The following is a 15,843-nucleotide window of genomic DNA, read 5'->3' on the forward strand; positions in this document are numbered from 1 at the left end:
TCATTCAAATGGGGCTGTGCGCTGGGCCGGCTCAGGCGGCTGCGAGTTCTTCTTTGTGGCGTGCCTGCTTGGCGGCTTCCTTGAACGGATCGAGACCCGCGCGGCGCACGGCCGCCTGAAAGGATTCACCGGGTTGGCGCAGGTCGCGGTAGGTGTTGAGCACGGCCTCGATCACATCGGGCACTTCGGCCGCCGAGAACGAGGGGCCGATCACCTTGCCGGCCACGGCCGCGCCCGACAGGTCGGAGCCGTCCGAGCCGCCCAGCGTGACCTGGTACCACTCCTTGCCGTCTTTATCGACGCCCAGGATGCCGATGTGGCCGCTGTGGTGGTGGCCGCAGCTGTTGATGCAGCCGCTGATGTGCAGGTCGATCTCGCCAATGTCGTCGAGTTCGTCCAGGTCCTGGTAGCGCTGGGTGATGGCTTCGGCAATGGGCAGCGAGCGGGCGTTGGCCAGCGCGCAGAAGTCGCCGCCGGGGCAGGCGATCATGTCGGTGAGCAATTGCACATTGGCGCTGGCCAGGCCCAGGGCCTTGGCTTCTTGCCACAGATCGAACAGGCGGCTGGCATGCACCCAGGGCAGCAGCAGGTTCTGGTCGTGCGTTACGCGGGCTTCGCCAGCGGAGTATTTGTCCACCAGGTCGGCCACCGCAACGAGCTGTTCGCTGGTGGCGTCGCCGGGCGACTGGCCGGGGCGCTTGAACGACAGCGTGACGGCGCGCAGCTGCGGGTTCTGGTGCGGGTGTACGTTGCGCTGCAACCAGCGGCCAAACATCACATGCTCGGCCGCCTGGGCATCCAGCGATGCTTGCAAGGCTGCGGGTGCCACATCGGCAATGTCTGCCAGCTTCGGCGGCACAAAGCAGGCGGCCACGCGGTCGAACTCGGCCTGCGGAATGGTGTGGGGGCCGCCGTCGATCTCCACGATCTGGCGGTACTCTTCTTCCACATCGTCGATGTACTGCTGGCCTTCGGCCTTGACCAGGATCTTGATGCGGGCCTTGTATTTGTTGTCGCGGCGGCCATGCTCGTTGTACACGCGCACGATGGCCTCGATGTAATTCATGATCTGGTTCCAGGGCAGGAACTCGCGGATCACCGTGCCAATCACCGGCGTGCGGCCCATGCCGCCGCCCACAAACACCTTGAAGCCGATCTCGCCCGCCTCGTTTTTGAGCAGGTGCAGGCCCACGTCGTGCCAGCCGGTGGCGGCGCGGTCGTCCTTGGCGCCGCTGATGGCGATCTTGAACTTGCGCGGCAAAAACGCGAACTCGGGGTGCAGCGTGGTCCACTGGCGCAGGATTTCCGCGTAGGGGCGGGGGTCCACGATTTCATCGACCGCCACACCCGCCAGGGCGTCGGTGGTGGTGTTGCGGATGCAGTTGCCGCTGGTCTGGATGCCATGCAGATCCACGCTGGCCAGCAGGTCCATCACATCGGCTGCCTTGGACAGCGGAATCCAGTTGAACTGCACGTTGGTGCGGGTGGTGAAGTGGGCGCAGTTCTTGGGCAAGAAGGTGGTGCCCAGCAGGCCTTGGCCGTCCATGGCGGCCTTGAACACTGCGGCTTCGGGTTCGTCGTATTCGCGGGCGATCTGCGCCAGCACGCGCAGCTGGCGGCTGGCGATTTCGCCGTAGGGCACGGCCACGCGCAGCATGGGCGCGTAGCGCTGCACATACCAGCCGTTTTGCAGGCGCAGGGGGCGAAAATCGTCCTCGCTCAGCTTGCCGGTCTGCCAGCGCGTGAGCTGGTCACGGAACTGCGCGGCACGCTGGTGCACGAACTGTTTGTCGAAGGCTGTGTATTGGTACATCGTAAAAACTCAGATCAGAACCAGTTTGGCGCCCGCCCAGGCGAGCAGCAGTGAAAGGGCCGAGCGGATCAGGCGCTCCGGCGTGCGGGAAACCAGGCGCGAGCCCAGCCAGATGCCGGGCAGCGAGCCGGCCAGCAGTTGCAGCAGCAGCGGCCAATCGACCGAGCCCAGCGACGCGTGGCCCATGCCGGCCACCAGCGTGAGCGGCACGGCGTAGGCGATGTCGGCGGCGATGATACGCGGCAGCGGCAGGTGCGGAAACACCAGCAGCAGCACGGTGACGCCAATGGCGCCCGCGCCCACCGAGGTGAAGGTGACCAGTGTGCCGATCACCGCGCCCAGCAGCACCGGCAGGCTCCAGTGGCGGGGCTTTGCGGCATTGGCTGCGTTGGCGTGGCGGGCGGCCAGTTCGGCGGCCTGGCGCTGGGGCGAGAACGCCAGCACCTTGTAGGCCGTGGCGGCGGCGGTGAGCAGCAGGGCGGCGCCCAGCGTGCTGGTCATGAGGTTTTGTGCCTGTGCCGTGGCCGGCCCCATGCGGTGCAGCAGCCACAGCGCAACCAGTGCCGCCGGAATGCTGCCCGCGCACAGCAGGCCCACCACGCGCCAGGGCACCAGGCGCTGGCGCGCCATGCTCACGGTGCCGCCCATCTTGGTGAAGGCCGCGAACAGCAGGTCGGTGCCAATGGCCAGGTGGGGCTTGACGCCAAAGAAGAAAATCAGCACGGGCGTCATCAGCGAGCCGCCACCCACGCCGGTCAGGCCCACGATGAGCCCGACGGCAAAGCCCGCAAAAACAAACGCGAAATCATGCATGGCTGCGAATGTAGAGGCCATGCTTATAGAAACAAACGATTGTTTCGTGCTTCTAATATGCTTGTATGAATATAAGCAAGTCCTGGTGCGGGTTTGCGGGGGGTTGGGGCGGTGTGGGCAGAGGGGCTGCAGGCCGGATGCCCGCCTATTGCAGGCGCTCGGTGCCCAGCGCTTTGGCCAGTTTGGCGTCCAGCGGCAGGGGCTCGCCCTGCAGGCGGGCCGCCAGCAATTCGCCGCACAAAAGGGCCAGGCTCAGCCCCCGCGCACCCATGGCGGTGCAGACCCACAGGCCCGGAAGGCCTGCGGCATCGACGGGGCCCACGATGGGCAAGCGGTCCGGCGCCGTGCAGCGCACTGCGGCCCAGGTCTGCAAAGCGGGCGCTGCCGCAGTCGAATCTCCAAGGTCTGAATCTTTTCCCGGCGTGGCGAGCGCTGGGGTGGAGAGGGCCGGCGTGGCGAGGGCGGGGGTGAGGGCGAAGGCAGGCGCCAGCTGCGGCGCCATCCGGGGCAGCAGGGCCTGCAGCTTGGCCCAGTTGGTGGTGTGGGCTGCCTCGACATCGCTGGCGGATGGCGGCAGGGCCTGTACGTCTCGCTCAAAGGTGGAACCCATCACCCAGGCGTGGGGACCGTCGGGGCTGTTGTCCAGCGGAAACCGGGGAACCAGGTTGCCATGGCCATTGGCCGGGAACGGCAGCAGGGGCGCGGCCGGGCCGGTATGGATGCCCCAGGACACCTGCCCGCGCACCGGCTGCAGGGGCCAGCGGTGGTTCAGCAGCTGCAGACTGCCCGCGCCTGCGGCAATGACGAGCGTGGGCGCCTCCGCCATCGGTTGGCCCTGCGCGTCCAGTGCCTGCCAGACCGAGGCCGCGGCACCGTCCTCGGCGCCAGGGCGCTCCACGCGGCGCAGTTGGGCCACCTGGCAATGGCCCTGCCAGCGGATACCGGGCTGTGCCAGCAAGGCCTTGGCCAAGCGCGCCGGGCGCACCCAGCCGGCCTGGTGGTGCCAGCAGGCGGTGGCGTCGGGTGGCAATTGGGCCTCGGCCAGGGCTGCGGGCGGTGCGGGCTGGCTCCAGGCGGCGCCCGGTCCGTCCGGCCAGTCGGGCGGCAGGCCAGGGGTGCCGTCGGTGCGGTGCTCCAGCACGCCGCAACGGGACCAGTCCACGCCTTCGCGCAGCAGCCAGTCGGCCTGCTGCAGCGTGGTGCGTATGCCGCTGCGCGACAAGCGCGACAGCACGCTGTCGTCGGGCGACACATGGGGGGCAAACACCCCGGCGGGCAGAGCCGATGCGCCCGCTGCAGGCTCGGCAGCCTGGTCCAGCACCACCACCTGCCAGCCGCGTCGGGCCAGGCTGGCGGCGGTGGCAGCGCCGGCGATTCCGCCGCCGATCACGATGCAGGGGCCGGGCAGGGCGGGCTCCGGGGTGGCCTCGGGCTGGCGCGTGGTGCGCGGCTCCCAGCGCGGGTTGTAGGTGGCATGCAGGTTGTCGCGCTGGGGCGGCACGCCGGGCACGCGCGTCACCTCGAACCCGCATTGCGCCAGGGCATCGCGCACGGCGCGGGCAATGGTCCAGGTGGCCAGCCGCGTGCCACGGCGGCAGCAGCGCGCCACGGCCTTCAAGGTGTGCAGGTCCCAGATCTCGGGGTTGCGCTGGGGGCTGAAGCCGTCGAGGTAGACCGCATCCACGGTCAGGCTCTGCTGGCGCAGCAGGGTTTGCGTATCGCCCACATACAGCGTGAGCAGCACCCGGCCTTCGTCAAACCGCAGCCGATGCACGCCCGGCAGCAGGCCCCACCATTGGCGGTGCAACTCTTCGGCCAGCGGCGCGAGTTCGGGGTGGGCGCTGGTCGCGCGCAGCAGATCGGCCGCGCTGACGGGCCAGGCATCGGTCGAGACAAAGTGCAGCAGCGTGGGCCGCTGCGGGTCGGCCCGCCAGGCAGCCCAGGTCACCAGAAAGTTCAGGCCGAAGCCAAACCCGGTTTCCAGAATGCGCCACTGCGGCAGCCCGGCCCAGGCCTCGGGCAGGCCGCAGCCGTGCAGAAAAACGCGGCGGGCCTGGGTGAGGCCGCCGTTTTCGCTGTGGTAGCGGTCGCCGAAGCGGGGGCTGTAGGGGGTGCCGTCCGGCAGCCAATCGATCGGCTCGGACATGGAGAAGAGAAGGGGAAGATCAGGCGCTGGGAGGTACGTAACCGGCTGCAGCGTCTGCGCCGCCGCCAAAAAAGTGGTTCTCCATCTGCCGCGCGAGGTACTGGCGGGCACGCGCATCGGCCAGGTTCAGGCGGTTTTCATTCACCAGCATGGTCTGGTGCTTGAGCCAGCCCGCCCAGGCTTCCTTGCTCACGTTTTCCCAGATGCGTTTGCCCAGCTCGCCGGGGTAGGGCGGAAAGTCGAGGCCTTCGGCTTCCTTGCCGAGCTTGATGCATTGAACGGTGCGTGCCATGGGGTTTCCTTGTGATGGGTGTGAGCAAAAAGGCTTGCTCAGATGATTTGGATATAAAGAACTGAAATCTTAGTAGTTCCAGTTTTGAAGAGGGCCTTCCAGAATGCGTTTCATCGGTGTTTTGCACCGCAACACATTCACAAAAGAGGCCCTCCAATGAACTTTCGCCGCGACTTTATCAAGTTTCCCTTCGCTGCCGCGCTGGCCAGCGCTTTAGCCCTGACAGCACTGCCGTCGTTTGCGCAGTCTGTGACCTTGCTCAACGTGTCGTACGACCCCACCCGCGAGCTGTATGTCGAGTTCAACCAGGCTTTCGCCAAGCACTGGAAGGCCAAGACCGGCCAGGACGTGACCATCAAGCAAAGCCACGGCGGCTCGGGCAAGCAGGCGCGCTCCATCATCGACGGGCTCGATGCCGACGTGGCCACGCTGGCGCTGGCCGGTGACACTGACGCGCTGCACACCAACGGCGGCTGGATTCCCAAAGACTGGCAAAAGCGCCTGCCGCACAACAGCTCGCCCTACACCTCCACCATCGTGCTGGTGGTGCGCCAGGGCAACCCCAAGGGCATCAAGGACTGGGACGACCTCATCAAGCCCGGCATCAGCGTGATCACGCCCAACCCCAAGACCTCGGGCGGCGCGCGCTGGAATTACCTGGCCGCCTGGGAATTCGCCAAGCGCAAGCTGGGCAGCGATGCCAAGGCCAAGGATTTTGTCGCCAAGCTTTACGGCAATGTGCCCGTGCTCGACACCGGTGCCCGGGGCTCCACCATCACCTTTGCCCAGCGCAACCAGGGTGACGTGCTGATTGCCTGGGAGAACGAGGCCTACCTGCTCGAAAAGGAATTCGGCACCAAGTTCGACGTGATTGCCCCCTCCATCTCCATCCTGGCCGAGCCCGCCGTGACCGTGGTGGACAAGAACGTGGACAAAAAGGGCACCCGCGCCGTGGCCGAGGAATACCTCAAGTTCCTCTACACCGAGGAAGGCCAGGACATCGCGGGCAAGAATTTCTACCGCCCCGCCGTGTCTGAAAAAGCCAAGGCCAAGTACGCCAGGCAGTTCCCCCATCTGAACCTGTTCACCATCAACGATGCGTTTGGTGGCTGGGACAAGGCGGCCAAGGACCACTTTGCGGACAACGCGAGCTTTGACCAGATTTACACGCGCAAATAAATGCCAAATTGGCCTCTAGCCCTTATAAATAAAGCGCTAGCAGCTATTAAAATTGAATTGAAAGAACGCCATGTCCGCCTTGTTGATCGCCGGTAGCCCCTCGGAGCGCTCACGCTCCGCCGCATTGCTCGATGCCGTGGCCCAGCGCCTGTCGGTGCGCGGCGCGCTGGTGGACCGCATCCATATCCGCGACCTGTCGCCCCAGGCGCTGCTGCTGGCCGATTTTGGCCATCCCACGGTGACCGCCGTGATCGACCAGGTGGCCCAGGCCCGCGTGCTGGTGGTGGCCACGCCGGTCTACAAGGCGGCTTACAGCGGCGTGCTCAAGGTGTTTCTCGATCTGCTGCCACAGACGGCATTGAAGGGCAAGGTCGTGCTGCCCCTGGCCACGGGTGGCAGCCCGCACCACATGCTGGCGCTGGACTATGCGCTACGCCCGGTGCTGCAGTCTCTGGGCGCCAAGCACATCCTGCCTGGCATCTACGCCACCGACTCCCAGGTCACCCTGACGCCGGAGGGCAGCTACCACGTGAATGACGATATCTCCGCCCGGCTGGACGATGCCGTCAACGTGCTGGTCACCGAAACCCTGCGTCCATCGCCCGCCCAGGCCACGCGGTTTGCGCCCGTGCATTTCTCGCAGGTGCGATGTAGCGTCTGACGCCAGCGCCGCCTTAGCTCCTTCCTCTCCCTTCTTGTTCTCGATTTTTGCTGCGCCGGGTGCGCGGGCAGGGCGGTGTGCGTCCTGCTGCAAGCCCAGCCCGGCCGCCAACCCCTTGTATTTGTTTTGAATCTGGAGCCCGCACCATGAACGAACTGACCCGCTTTTCCCTGCAGCGCCGTCACCTGCTCGCTGTAGGCGCTGCCGCCGCCGCAACGGTTGCCACATCCACCCAGGCCTGGGCGCAGGCCCCCGCCCGCGTGCTGCGCGTGGGCCACCAAAAGGGCTGGCTGTCCATCCTCAAGGGCCGAGGCACGCTCGAAAAGCGCCTCGCGCCGCTGGGCGTGAAGGTGACGTGGACCGAGTTCAACGCAGGCCCCGTCCAGCTTGAAGCGCTCAATGTGGGCTCCATCGACTTTGGTGACGTGGGCGAGGCGCCGCCCATCTTTGCCCAGGCCGCAGGCGCGCCGCTGGTCTATGCGGGCGCCACGGTGCCGCGCCCCGCACTGGAGGCGGTGATCGTGCCCAAGGAGTCGCCGATCCGCAGCGTGGCCGACCTCAAGGGCAAGCGCGTGGCCTACAACAAGGGCTCGAACGTGCAGTATTTTCTGGTCAAGCTGCTGCAAAAGCACGGCCTGAAGTACGGCGACGTGCAATCCGTCTTCCTGGCCCCCGCCGACGCGCGCGCCGCCTTTGAGCGGGGAGCGGTGGATGCCTGGATCATCTGGGACCCGTTCCTGGCCGCTGCCCAAAAAATGCTGGACGCCCGCCTGCTGGCCGATGCCACCGGCGTGGTCAACAACCGCCAGTACTACTTCACCTCGCGCGATTTCGCGACCAAGAACACCGATGTGCTGCGCATCGCGATTGAAGAGGTCAACGCGATTGACACCTGGATTTCCAAGAACCAAGCGGCTGCAGCCGCCGAGCTGTCTGCGGTGCTGGGCTTGGACAAGGGCATTACCGAGCTGTACCTGAGCCGCGCCAGGTATGGCACGGCAGCCGTCACCCGCGACATCCTGGCCGAGCAGCAGGCCATTGCCGACACTTTCTTCGACCTCAAGCTCATTCCCAAAAAGCTCAACCTGCTGCACGCCGCACCGGTCGATCTGCTGTAACCCGTATTGCCCCCATATTGCCCCCCGAACTGCCCAAGGAGCCCGCCATGCCAGCGCCCATGCCCTTTGCCTTGCACGCCCAACTGCAACGCGTGTTGTGCGTCACGGCCACGGCCTGGGGGCTAGGCGTGCAGCAGCGCCGCTGGGTGCGGCGCGCTCCCCAGTTTGGCTTTGCCATCTCGTACTGAAAGACCTGTGCCATGCAAATTTTCTGGTTCATTCCCACCCACGGCGACAGCCGGTATCTGGGCACCGCCAAGGGCGCGCGCCAGCTCAGCCACGATTACCTCCAGCAGGTGGCGGTGGCGGCAGACAGTCTGGGTTATGAAGGCGTGCTCATCCCCACCGGCCGCTCGTGCGAAGACCCCTGGGTGATCGCATCGAGCCTGATCGCGGTCACGAAGAAGCTCAAGTTTCTGGTCGCGGTGCGCCCCGGTCTGCACCAGCCCGCACTGGCGGCGCGCATGGCGGCCAGTTTTGACCGGCTCTCGGGCGGCCGGCTGCTGATCAATCTGGTGACCGGTGGCGACCAGGCGGAACTGGAGGGCGATGGCGTGTTTCTGGACCACGCCACGCGCTACGAGCAGTCTGCCGAGTTCATCCGCATCTGGCGCGAGATTCTGGCGCGCAGCCACCAGGGGGAATCGCTGGACTTCGAGGGCAAGCACCTGTCGGTCAAGGGCGCCAAGCTGCTGTTTCCGCCCCTGCAGCATCCGCACCCACCGGTGTATTTCGGCGGCTCGTCCGACGCGGCCCACGACCTGGCAGCCGAGCAGGTAGAGACCTACCTGACCTGGGGTGAACCGCCCGCAGAAGTGGCCAAGAAGGTGGCCGATGTGCGCGCCCGCGCTGCCAAACGCGGCCGCACGGTTAAGTTCGGCATCCGCCTGCACGTCATCGTGCGCGAGACCGACGCGCAGGCCTGGGCCGCAGCCGAAGAACTCATCAGCCATGTGGACGACGCCACCGTGGCGCATGCCCAGGCCGTGTTCGCGCGCATGGACTCCGAGGGCCAGCGCCGCATGGCCGCACTGCATGCGGGCGGCGTCAAGCGCAGCCGCAAGGACCTGGAGATCAGCCTCAACCTGTGGGCCGGCGTGGGCCTGGTGCGCGGTGGCGCTGGCACGGCCCTGGTGGGCGATCCGCAGACGGTGGCCGCACGCATCGAGGAATACGCGGCGCTGGGCCTGGACACCTTTGTGCTGTCGGGCTACCCGCACCTGGAAGAGGCCTACCGCTTTGCCGAGCTCGTGTTCCCGCTGCTGCCGCTGGGGGTGCGCGACAAGCTCACGGGCGGAAACCCGCTGGGCCCGTTTGGCGAGACCGTGGCCAACGATTTTGTGCCGCGTGCATCGCAAAGCTGAATCAGCACCACAGGAGCCACGCCATGAGCATCCAGTCCATCAACCATGTGCAGCTGGCCTTCCCGGCCGGGGCCGAGGCGCCGATCCGGCGCTTTTATGCCAGCCTGCTGGGCTTGCCCGAGGTGCGCCTGCAGGCCGGCAACACGCTGCGCTTTGCCGCAGGCACCCAGCGCATCGACCTGGTGCCCACCGAACACTGGCAGCCCGCGCCCGCGGTGTCGCACCTGGCCTTCGAGGTGCAGGACCTGCCCGCGCTGCGCCACCGCCTGCTGCAGGCCGAGCTGGCGCTGGTGGAAAACCGCGCGCTGCCCGGCTACCTGCGCTTTTACGTCAAGGACCCGGCGGGCAACCAGCTGGAGTTTCTGGAACCCGATGACGAATTACAGGAAATCACCCCATGACACAGACCACCCGAGAGCTGCAGATATCGCCTGTGGCGGACCCCGTTGACCTGCCCTTCGACGGGCCTTGGCTCCCCGCGCCGCTGGCCCGCTTTCTTGCCAACGTCGCGCAGCGCCTGCTGCCCTGGGCCGTGCCCGTGGGGCTGATCGTGCTGTGGCAAATCGCATCGTCGCTGGGCTGGCTGTCCACCCGCGTGCTGCCCGCGCCGCTCGAAGTCGTGAAGGCGGCCTGGACGCTCACCGCGTCGGGCGAGTTGTGGACGCACGTCAAGGTCAGCGCGGGCCGCGCGCTGGCCGGGCTGGCTATTGGCGGCGGGCTGGGCCTGCTGCTGGGCTTGCTCACCGGCTCGGTCAAGCTGTTCGAGACGCTGCTCGACTCCACCATCCAGATGGTGCGCAACATCCCCGCGCTGGCGCTGATCCCGCTGGTGATCCTGTGGTTCGGTATCGACGAGTCGGCCAAGCTGTTCCTCATCAGCGTGTCGGTGTTCTTCCCGATCTACCTCAACACCTTCCACGGCATCCGCAACGTGGACCCGGGCCTGATCGAGATGGGGCGCACCTACGGCCTGGGCCGCTGGCAGCTTTACCAACAGATCATCCTGCCCGGCGCGCTCTCCAGCATCCTGGTGGGGCTGCGCTTCTCGCTGGGGCTGATGTGGGTGATCCTGATCGTGGCCGAAACCATCTCGGCGCAGGCCGGCATCGGCTACCTGACCATGAACGCCCGCGAGTTTTTGCAGACCGACATCGTGCTCGTGGGCATCCTGCTCTATGCCCTGCTGGGCAAGCTGGCCGACCTGTTTGCCAAGGGGCTGGAGCGCTACTGGCTGCGCTGGCATCCTGGTTATGCATCGCCCTGAGCAACTGCGCCGCATCGGCGGCTTGGCGGCCCTTGCGCGGCGTCCCTCGCATGGGGCCGCGCCCCCGCGCAATCACTGTGTCCTATCACTCATATTTTTATAGCTGCTAGCGCTTGATGGATAAGCGCAGGAGGCCATTTTGACCATTAATTCATCCCAACAAATCCAGGGCGTGCGCCTGGAAGTGCGCAACGTGGACAAGCGCTACGGCACGCGCAACGTGCTGAAAAAGACCGAACTCACCATCGAGCCCGGCCAGTTTGTGGCCATCGTGGGCCGCAGCGGCTGCGGCAAGAGCACGCTGCTGCGCCTGGTGGCGGGCCTGGAATCGGTCTCGGGCGGTGCGATCCGCCTCGATGGCAAAGACATTGCCGGACTGAGCAGCGACACCCGCATCATGTTCCAGGACTCGCGCCTGCTGCCCTGGAAGCGCGTGGCCGACAACGTGGCCCTGGGTCTGCCGCCCGAGCGACGCGGCGCCGCCGCTGACGTGCTGGCCCGCGTGGGCCTGGGCGACCGCCTGGGCGAGTGGCCGGCGCGCCTGTCTGGCGGCCAGCGCCAGCGCGTGGCCCTGGCTCGCGCACTGGTGCACAACCCGCGCCTGCTGCTGCTCGACGAACCGCTGGGCGCGCTCGATGCGCTCACCCGCATCGAGATGCACCGCCTGATTGAAGGCCTGTGGCAGGCCAGCGGCTTCACCGCGCTGCTCGTCACCCACGACGTGCAGGAAGCCGTGGCCCTGGCCGACCGGGTGATCCTGATTGAGGACGGCCAGATCGCGCTGGACCAGCGCATCGACCTGCCTCGGCCCCGTTCGCATGGTGACGCGGCATTTGCCGCCATTGAAAAACGCATTCTTGACCGCGTGCTGCAAAAGCCCGAGGGTGAACCCGCGCACGAATCAGCATGGCCCGGCGTGCCGGCCCACGGTTTGCGCTGGGCGGTGTGATTTCCTTTTCGCTTTCACTGAAATTTTTCAACGGACTTATCAAGGAGAACCCCATGTCCATTCAAGCCATCAATGTTCGCAACCAGTTCAAGGGCAAAGTGCGCGAGATCATTCGCGGCGATGTCGTCTCGGAAGTCGATGTCGAAACCCCGTGGGGCATCGTCACCTCGGTCATCACCACCCGCTCGGTGGACGATCTGGCCCTGGTGGTGGGCTCGGACGTAGTGGCCCTCGTCAAGTCCACCGAGGTGTCGATCGCCAAGCTGTAAGCAATGTGAGTTAAACGGGCTGCTAGCGCTTTATGGATAAGCGCCAGCAGCTATAAAAATAGTAGTAAAGGCCCTGCATTGCGGGGCCTCCCCATTGGGCCCCATGAATTTTCAGCAACTGCGCTCCGTGCGCGAAGCCGTGCGCCGTGGCTTCAACCTGACCGAGGTGGCGGCCATGCTCCACACCTCGCAGCCCGGCGTCAGCCGCCAGATCCGCGAGCTGGAGGAAGAGCTGGGCGTGGAGATCTTCGTGCGCGCCGGCAAGCGGCTCACCGGCCTCACGCCGCCCGGTGAAACGCTGCTGCCCATCGTGGAGCGCCTGCTGCTGGAGTCGGACAACCTGCGGCGCGTGGGGCAGGATTTCAGCGCCAGCGCGCAGGGGCGCCTGTCGGTGGCGGCCACGCATTCGCAGGCGCGCTATGCGCTGCCGCAGGTGGTGCGCGACTTTCGCACGCTGTTTCCGCAGGTGTCGCTGCACCTGCACCAGGGCTCGCCGCGCCAGGTGGCCGAAATGCTGCTCTCCGGCGAGGCCGACATCGGCGTGGCTACCGAGGCGCTGGCAGGCTACGACACGCTGGTCACGCTGCCTTGCTACCGCTGGACGCACAGCATCGTTGTGCCACCGGGCCATGCGCTGCTGCAGCTGAGCGAACCGGTCACGCTGGAGCAGCTGGCGCAATTCCCCATCATCACCTACGAACTCGGCTACACCGGCCGCGCGCACATCGACGAGGCCTTTGCGCGCGAAGGCATCGCCCCCGACATCGTGCTCACCGCCATGGATGCCGACGTGATCAAGACCTATGTGGAGCTGGACATGGGCGTGGGCATCGTCGCCTCGATCGCCGTGGACCCCGAGCGCGACCGGCAGCTGCGCATGATTGATGCGGGCCACCTGTTCGAGGTCAACCTCACGCGGCTGGCCCTGCGCAAAGGAGCGTGGCTGCGCGGCTATGCCTACCACTTCATCGAGAGCTTCGTGCCCACGCTGACGCGCGAAAGTGTGGAAAAGGCCATGCGCGAGGGGGCCGCGCTGCCAGTGCCCGACTGAGGCGCGCGCAAGGAAGGTACCAGAGGTGCGCAGTCGGCATGCGCATGGCAAGTCTGCGCCGCGCGCATATGGTTCCTTGAAATTCTGCGTTCACAGCGCGCAGGGGGCCGGGTAACGTGGCTACAGCCGGCCTGGCTTGTAGCGGGCCGGGCTGCCAACCGACCCTTTTCGCTCAAGGAACCCCGATGACCCAACGCAAGCTGCGCCTCGGCGCTTTCATCATGGCCACCGGCCACCACATTGCCGCGTGGCGCCACCCCGGCGCGCAGGCTGACGCCGGTATCAACATCGACCACTACATCGCGCTGGCCAAGACGGCCGAGCGCGGCTTGTTCGACCAGGTGTTCGTGGCCGACAGCCCCGGCATCAAGCACACGGGCGACGAGGAATCGTTCAGCCGCCAGGGGCGCATGTCGCATTTCGAACCTGTCACGCTGTGGGCCGCGCTGTCGGCCGTGACGCAGCACATTGGCTTTGTGGCAACGGCCTCCACCACCTACGAAGATCCGTTTCTGCTGGCCCGCAAGTTCGCCTCGCTCGACCACATTAGCAAGGGCCGTGCCGCCTGGAACGTGGTAACGACCAGCGCCGATTCGGTGCACGGCAACTTTGGCCTGGCGGCCCATCCCGACCCGGCTGCGCGCTACGAGCGTGCCCATGAGTTCGTGGATGTGGTCAAGGGTTTGTGGGACAGTTTTGACGACGATGCCTTTGTGCGCGACCGCGCCTCGGGCGTGTACTTTGACCCGCAGAAACTGCACAAGCTCAACCATGTGGGCAAACACCTCAAGGTGGAGGGGCCTTTGAACATTGAGCGCCCGCCGCAGGGTTATCCGGTGATTGTGCAGGCCGGCTCGTCGGAAGACGGCAAGGAGCTGGCCGCCGCCACGGCCGAGGCCATCTTCACGGCCTGGACCAGCCTGGCCGAGGCGCAGGCTTTCTACAGCGACGTGAAGGGCCGCATGGCCAAGTACGGCCGTCGGCCCGAGGAATTGCTGGTGCTGCCGGGCATCTCGCCGGTGATCGGCCGCACGCAGGAACAGGCCGAGGCCAAGTGGGCCGAGTTGCAGGCACTGATCCACCCCTCGGTCGGCCTGGCCACGCTGGCGCCGTTCTGGCCGCTCGACGAGCTGCAGCGCTGGGACCTGGATGCCCCGCCGCCGTATTACCCCGAGCCGCCCAAGGGCGTCAACAGCCGCGCGCATGTGGTGATCGAGCTGGCGCGGCGCGAGAAATACACCATCCGCCAGCTTTATGAATACCTGGCGGGCGCGCGCGGCCACTGGGTGGTGATCGGCACGCCAGAAACCATTGCCGACCGCATGCAGGAGTGGTTTGAAAATGGCGCGGCCGATGGCTTCAATGTGATGCCATCGGTACTGCCGCAGTCACTGGACGAGTTTGTGGAGCTGGTCATTCCCGAGCTGCAGCGCCGTGGCTTGTTTCGCACCGCCTACGAAGGTAGCACGCTGCGCGAGAACCTGGGCCTGGCGCGGCCCGAGAGCCGTTATGCGCATGCGGTGAAGGTGGCCTGAGGCGGCTGCGCCAAACCGAGGGATGGCCTGTATAACCCTCGCGAGTCGGTGGTAGTGCGGATCGGGATGGGCCACAAGGCGTCTTTTTGCGGCCAATAGCTCGGCTATTGGAAAGAAAAGCAACGCAGTGGACCGCCCGAGGCCGCGCTATCACAGACCGCAGGGAGTTATGCAGGCCATCCCTAACCCATGGCGAGCCTGGTTTGGCGCTTTGCTGTATCCGCTGTCGTTATCAGCTGTAGTTGGCGGGCTGCGGAAGCTCGCCGTTGAGGGCCCAGCGGCCCAGTGTCTGGAGCTTGTAGTCCAGCGGATCGTGCAGGGTGTGCGTGCGCACGTTGCGCCAGAAACGGTCGTAACCCAGGCTGGCGCGGGTGCCGCGCGAGCCCACCACTTCAAACAGTTCCTGGCTGGCAAACAGGCCCGCGCGGTGCGCAATGACCTTGGCTTCGGCCACGGCCAGGGCCACTTCGCCGCGCTGCGCTGCGGTCAGGGATTGGCCGCGTTCCCAGGCGGCCTGCGCGGCGTGCGCCGCGCGCTCGGCCAGGGCGGTGGCAGCGGCAATCTGGGCCTGCATGTCGCCCATGCGGTTGAGAAGGTAGGGGTCTTCTGTGGCGCGATCCACTGCGGCAACAATCCAGGGGCGGCCTTCGGCATGGGCGTATTGGCGGGCCTCCTGCTGCGCGCCCTGGGCAATGCCCAGGTAGAGGTTGACGAGCACCAGTTGCGCCAGGCAGTTGCGCAGGGTGTGGAACACGCTGGGTGGCGTGTGGTGCTCGCGCATCACATCCACGCCGCTCAGCAGCACCTGGTCAAAGCGCACCGAGCCGCTGTCGGTCTGCCGCTGGCCGATGGGGTCCCAGTCTTCCTGCACCGAGATGCCCGGTGCCTGCGTGGCCAGGATGCCCAGCACGGGCTGGTCGCCGCCCGGGTGGCGGGCCGACACTGTCATGTAGCTTGATCCGCGCGTGCCCGAGCAAAAGCCCTTGGTGCCATCGAGCAGAAAATTCGGCCCCTCGCCGTGGGCCAGCAGGCGGGTGTCGCGCGGGTTCAGGGCATTGCCCCACCAGCCTTGCTCATCGGCGGTACGGCGCAGCCAGCGGCGCTGCTGCTCGGCATTGCCGTAGATGAGCACGGTGGCCACCTGCAGCTGATGGAAGGCCAGCAGGTGGGCTAGCGAGCTGTCCACCGCGGCGAGCTGGCGCACCAGGCGGTAGATGTCGGGCCAGGGCTGCTCCAGACCACCGTGTTCTTGGGGAATGGCCAGGCGCAGCAGGCCGGCGTCGCGGATCTGCGCCTTTTCGAAGGTGGCGTGGCCTCCCTGGCGGTCGCGTTCGACAGCGGTTTGGCGCAGGGTGTGCAGGAGGTCGGTGAGGTCAAAAGGCATGGGGA

Annotated in this window: 16 protein-coding genes; 11 read left to right on the forward strand and 5 right to left on the reverse strand. The window is 66.4% G+C overall.

Annotated features, from left to right (window positions below; genetic code table 11):
- Positions 1-31: 31 nt before the first annotated feature.
- The 4 genes from CCX87_RS08555 to CCX87_RS08570 all read right to left on the reverse strand — a co-directional run bounded on the left by CCX87_RS08555 (position 32) and on the right by CCX87_RS08570 (position 5,064).
- Positions 32-1,813: a nitrite/sulfite reductase gene (locus tag CCX87_RS08555; RefSeq protein WP_087745503.1), complete on the reverse strand. Its 1,782-nt coding sequence runs from the start codon at positions 1,811-1,813 to the stop codon at positions 32-34.
- A 9-nt stretch (positions 1,814-1,822) separates the two neighbouring features.
- Positions 1,823-2,626: a sulfite exporter TauE/SafE family protein gene (locus CCX87_RS08560; protein WP_087745505.1), complete on the reverse strand. Its 804-nt coding sequence runs from the start codon at positions 2,624-2,626 to the stop codon at positions 1,823-1,825.
- Between the two features lie 145 nt (positions 2,627-2,771).
- Positions 2,772-4,772 carry a tRNA (5-methylaminomethyl-2-thiouridine)(34)-methyltransferase MnmD gene (mnmD, locus tag CCX87_RS08565; protein ID WP_087745507.1) on the reverse strand — a complete coding sequence of 667 codons (2,001 nt, stop codon included), beginning with the start codon at positions 4,770-4,772 and terminating at the stop codon, positions 2,772-2,774.
- A 19-nt stretch (positions 4,773-4,791) separates the two neighbouring features.
- On the reverse strand, positions 4,792-5,064 hold the full coding sequence (locus CCX87_RS08570) for an oxidative damage protection protein (protein WP_087745509.1): 273 nt from the start codon (positions 5,062-5,064) through the stop codon (positions 4,792-4,794).
- Positions 5,065-5,220: 156 nt separating this feature from the next.
- On the opposite strand from CCX87_RS08570, the gene CCX87_RS08575 reads away from it, so the two are divergent.
- The 11 genes from CCX87_RS08575 to CCX87_RS08620 all read left to right on the forward strand — a co-directional run bounded on the left by CCX87_RS08575 (position 5,221) and on the right by CCX87_RS08620 (position 14,454).
- Positions 5,221-6,243 (forward strand): sulfate ABC transporter substrate-binding protein, encoded by a 1,023-nt coding sequence (locus CCX87_RS08575; RefSeq protein ID WP_087745512.1) that lies wholly within the window; start codon positions 5,221-5,223, stop codon positions 6,241-6,243.
- A gap of 70 nt (positions 6,244-6,313) precedes the next feature.
- Positions 6,314-6,904, forward strand: coding sequence for an NADPH-dependent FMN reductase (gene ssuE, locus CCX87_RS08580; RefSeq protein WP_087745513.1), 591 nt, complete (start codon positions 6,314-6,316; stop codon positions 6,902-6,904).
- Between the two features lie 146 nt (positions 6,905-7,050).
- Complete coding sequence (locus tag CCX87_RS08585; protein WP_087745515.1) at positions 7,051-8,022, forward strand: sulfonate ABC transporter substrate-binding protein; 972 nt, start codon at positions 7,051-7,053, stop codon at positions 8,020-8,022.
- Positions 8,023-8,069: 47 nt separating this feature from the next.
- Positions 8,070-8,210, forward strand: coding sequence for a hypothetical protein (locus CCX87_RS21085; RefSeq protein WP_198314777.1), 141 nt, complete (start codon positions 8,070-8,072; stop codon positions 8,208-8,210).
- Positions 8,211-8,222: 12 nt separating this feature from the next.
- On the forward strand, positions 8,223-9,386 hold the full coding sequence (gene ssuD, locus CCX87_RS08590; RefSeq protein WP_087745517.1) for an FMNH2-dependent alkanesulfonate monooxygenase: 1,164 nt from the start codon (positions 8,223-8,225) through the stop codon (positions 9,384-9,386).
- Positions 9,387-9,409: 23 nt separating this feature from the next.
- Positions 9,410-9,787, forward strand: coding sequence for a VOC family protein (locus tag CCX87_RS08595; protein ID WP_087745519.1), 378 nt, complete (start codon positions 9,410-9,412; stop codon positions 9,785-9,787).
- On the forward strand, positions 9,784-10,650 hold the full coding sequence (gene ssuC, locus CCX87_RS08600; RefSeq protein WP_087745521.1) for an aliphatic sulfonate ABC transporter permease SsuC: 867 nt from the start codon (positions 9,784-9,786) through the stop codon (positions 10,648-10,650). Before CCX87_RS08595 ends, ssuC begins: the two co-directional genes overlap by 4 nt.
- Before the next feature lie 139 nt (positions 10,651-10,789).
- Positions 10,790-11,599 (forward strand): ATP-binding cassette domain-containing protein, encoded by an 810-nt coding sequence (locus CCX87_RS08605; RefSeq protein WP_087745523.1) that lies wholly within the window; start codon positions 10,790-10,792, stop codon positions 11,597-11,599.
- Between the two features lie 53 nt (positions 11,600-11,652).
- Positions 11,653-11,868: a TOBE domain-containing protein gene (locus tag CCX87_RS08610; RefSeq protein ID WP_056168199.1), complete on the forward strand. Its 216-nt coding sequence runs from the start codon at positions 11,653-11,655 to the stop codon at positions 11,866-11,868.
- 103 nt (positions 11,869-11,971) lie between these two features.
- The gene (locus CCX87_RS08615) at positions 11,972-12,919 is read left to right on the forward strand and encodes a CysB family HTH-type transcriptional regulator (protein WP_087745525.1); all 948 of its coding nucleotides are present in this window, start codon (positions 11,972-11,974) and stop codon (positions 12,917-12,919) included.
- A 185-nt stretch (positions 12,920-13,104) separates the two neighbouring features.
- The gene (locus CCX87_RS08620; RefSeq protein ID WP_087745527.1) at positions 13,105-14,454 is read left to right on the forward strand and encodes an LLM class flavin-dependent oxidoreductase; all 1,350 of its coding nucleotides are present in this window, start codon (positions 13,105-13,107) and stop codon (positions 14,452-14,454) included.
- A 232-nt stretch (positions 14,455-14,686) separates the two neighbouring features.
- Here the strand turns inward: CCX87_RS08620 and CCX87_RS08625 are convergent, their stop codons facing one another.
- The gene (locus tag CCX87_RS08625; protein ID WP_087745529.1) at positions 14,687-15,838 is read right to left on the reverse strand and encodes an acyl-CoA dehydrogenase family protein; all 1,152 of its coding nucleotides are present in this window, start codon (positions 15,836-15,838) and stop codon (positions 14,687-14,689) included.
- Positions 15,839-15,843 lie beyond the last annotated feature (5 nt).

It is taken from the genome of Acidovorax sp. T1 (assembly GCF_002176815.1).
Lineage (GTDB): Bacteria > Pseudomonadota > Gammaproteobacteria > Burkholderiales > Burkholderiaceae_C > Acidovorax.

What these genes read in the sequence shown, in the direction of transcription:
- CCX87_RS08595 (WP_087745519.1), top strand. Translation starts at nt 9,410, where the DNA reads ATGAGCATCCAGTCCATCAACCATGTGCAGCTGGCCTTCCCGGCCGGG.
- CCX87_RS08570 (WP_087745509.1), bottom strand. Translation starts at nt 5,064, where the DNA reads ATGGCACGCACCGTTCAATGCATCAAGCTCGGCAAGGAAGCCGAAGGC.
- CCX87_RS08575 (WP_087745512.1), top strand. Translation starts at nt 5,221, where the DNA reads ATGAACTTTCGCCGCGACTTTATCAAGTTTCCCTTCGCTGCCGCGCTG.
- mnmD (WP_087745507.1), bottom strand. Translation starts at nt 4,772, where the DNA reads ATGTCCGAGCCGATCGATTGGCTGCCGGACGGCACCCCCTACAGCCCC.
- CCX87_RS08625 (WP_087745529.1), bottom strand. Translation starts at nt 15,838, where the DNA reads ATGCCTTTTGACCTCACCGACCTCCTGCACACCCTGCGCCAAACCGCT.
- CCX87_RS08615 (WP_087745525.1), top strand. Translation starts at nt 11,972, where the DNA reads ATGAATTTTCAGCAACTGCGCTCCGTGCGCGAAGCCGTGCGCCGTGGC.
- CCX87_RS21085 (WP_198314777.1), top strand. Translation starts at nt 8,070, where the DNA reads ATGCCAGCGCCCATGCCCTTTGCCTTGCACGCCCAACTGCAACGCGTG.
- ssuC (WP_087745521.1), top strand. Translation starts at nt 9,784, where the DNA reads ATGACACAGACCACCCGAGAGCTGCAGATATCGCCTGTGGCGGACCCC.
- ssuE (WP_087745513.1), top strand. Translation starts at nt 6,314, where the DNA reads ATGTCCGCCTTGTTGATCGCCGGTAGCCCCTCGGAGCGCTCACGCTCC.
- CCX87_RS08560 (WP_087745505.1), bottom strand. Translation starts at nt 2,626, where the DNA reads ATGCATGATTTCGCGTTTGTTTTTGCGGGCTTTGCCGTCGGGCTCATC.
- CCX87_RS08555 (WP_087745503.1), bottom strand. Translation starts at nt 1,813, where the DNA reads ATGTACCAATACACAGCCTTCGACAAACAGTTCGTGCACCAGCGTGCC.
- ssuD (WP_087745517.1), top strand. Translation starts at nt 8,223, where the DNA reads ATGCAAATTTTCTGGTTCATTCCCACCCACGGCGACAGCCGGTATCTG.
- CCX87_RS08620 (WP_087745527.1), top strand. Translation starts at nt 13,105, where the DNA reads ATGACCCAACGCAAGCTGCGCCTCGGCGCTTTCATCATGGCCACCGGC.
- CCX87_RS08585 (WP_087745515.1), top strand. Translation starts at nt 7,051, where the DNA reads ATGAACGAACTGACCCGCTTTTCCCTGCAGCGCCGTCACCTGCTCGCT.
- CCX87_RS08610 (WP_056168199.1), top strand. Translation starts at nt 11,653, where the DNA reads ATGTCCATTCAAGCCATCAATGTTCGCAACCAGTTCAAGGGCAAAGTG.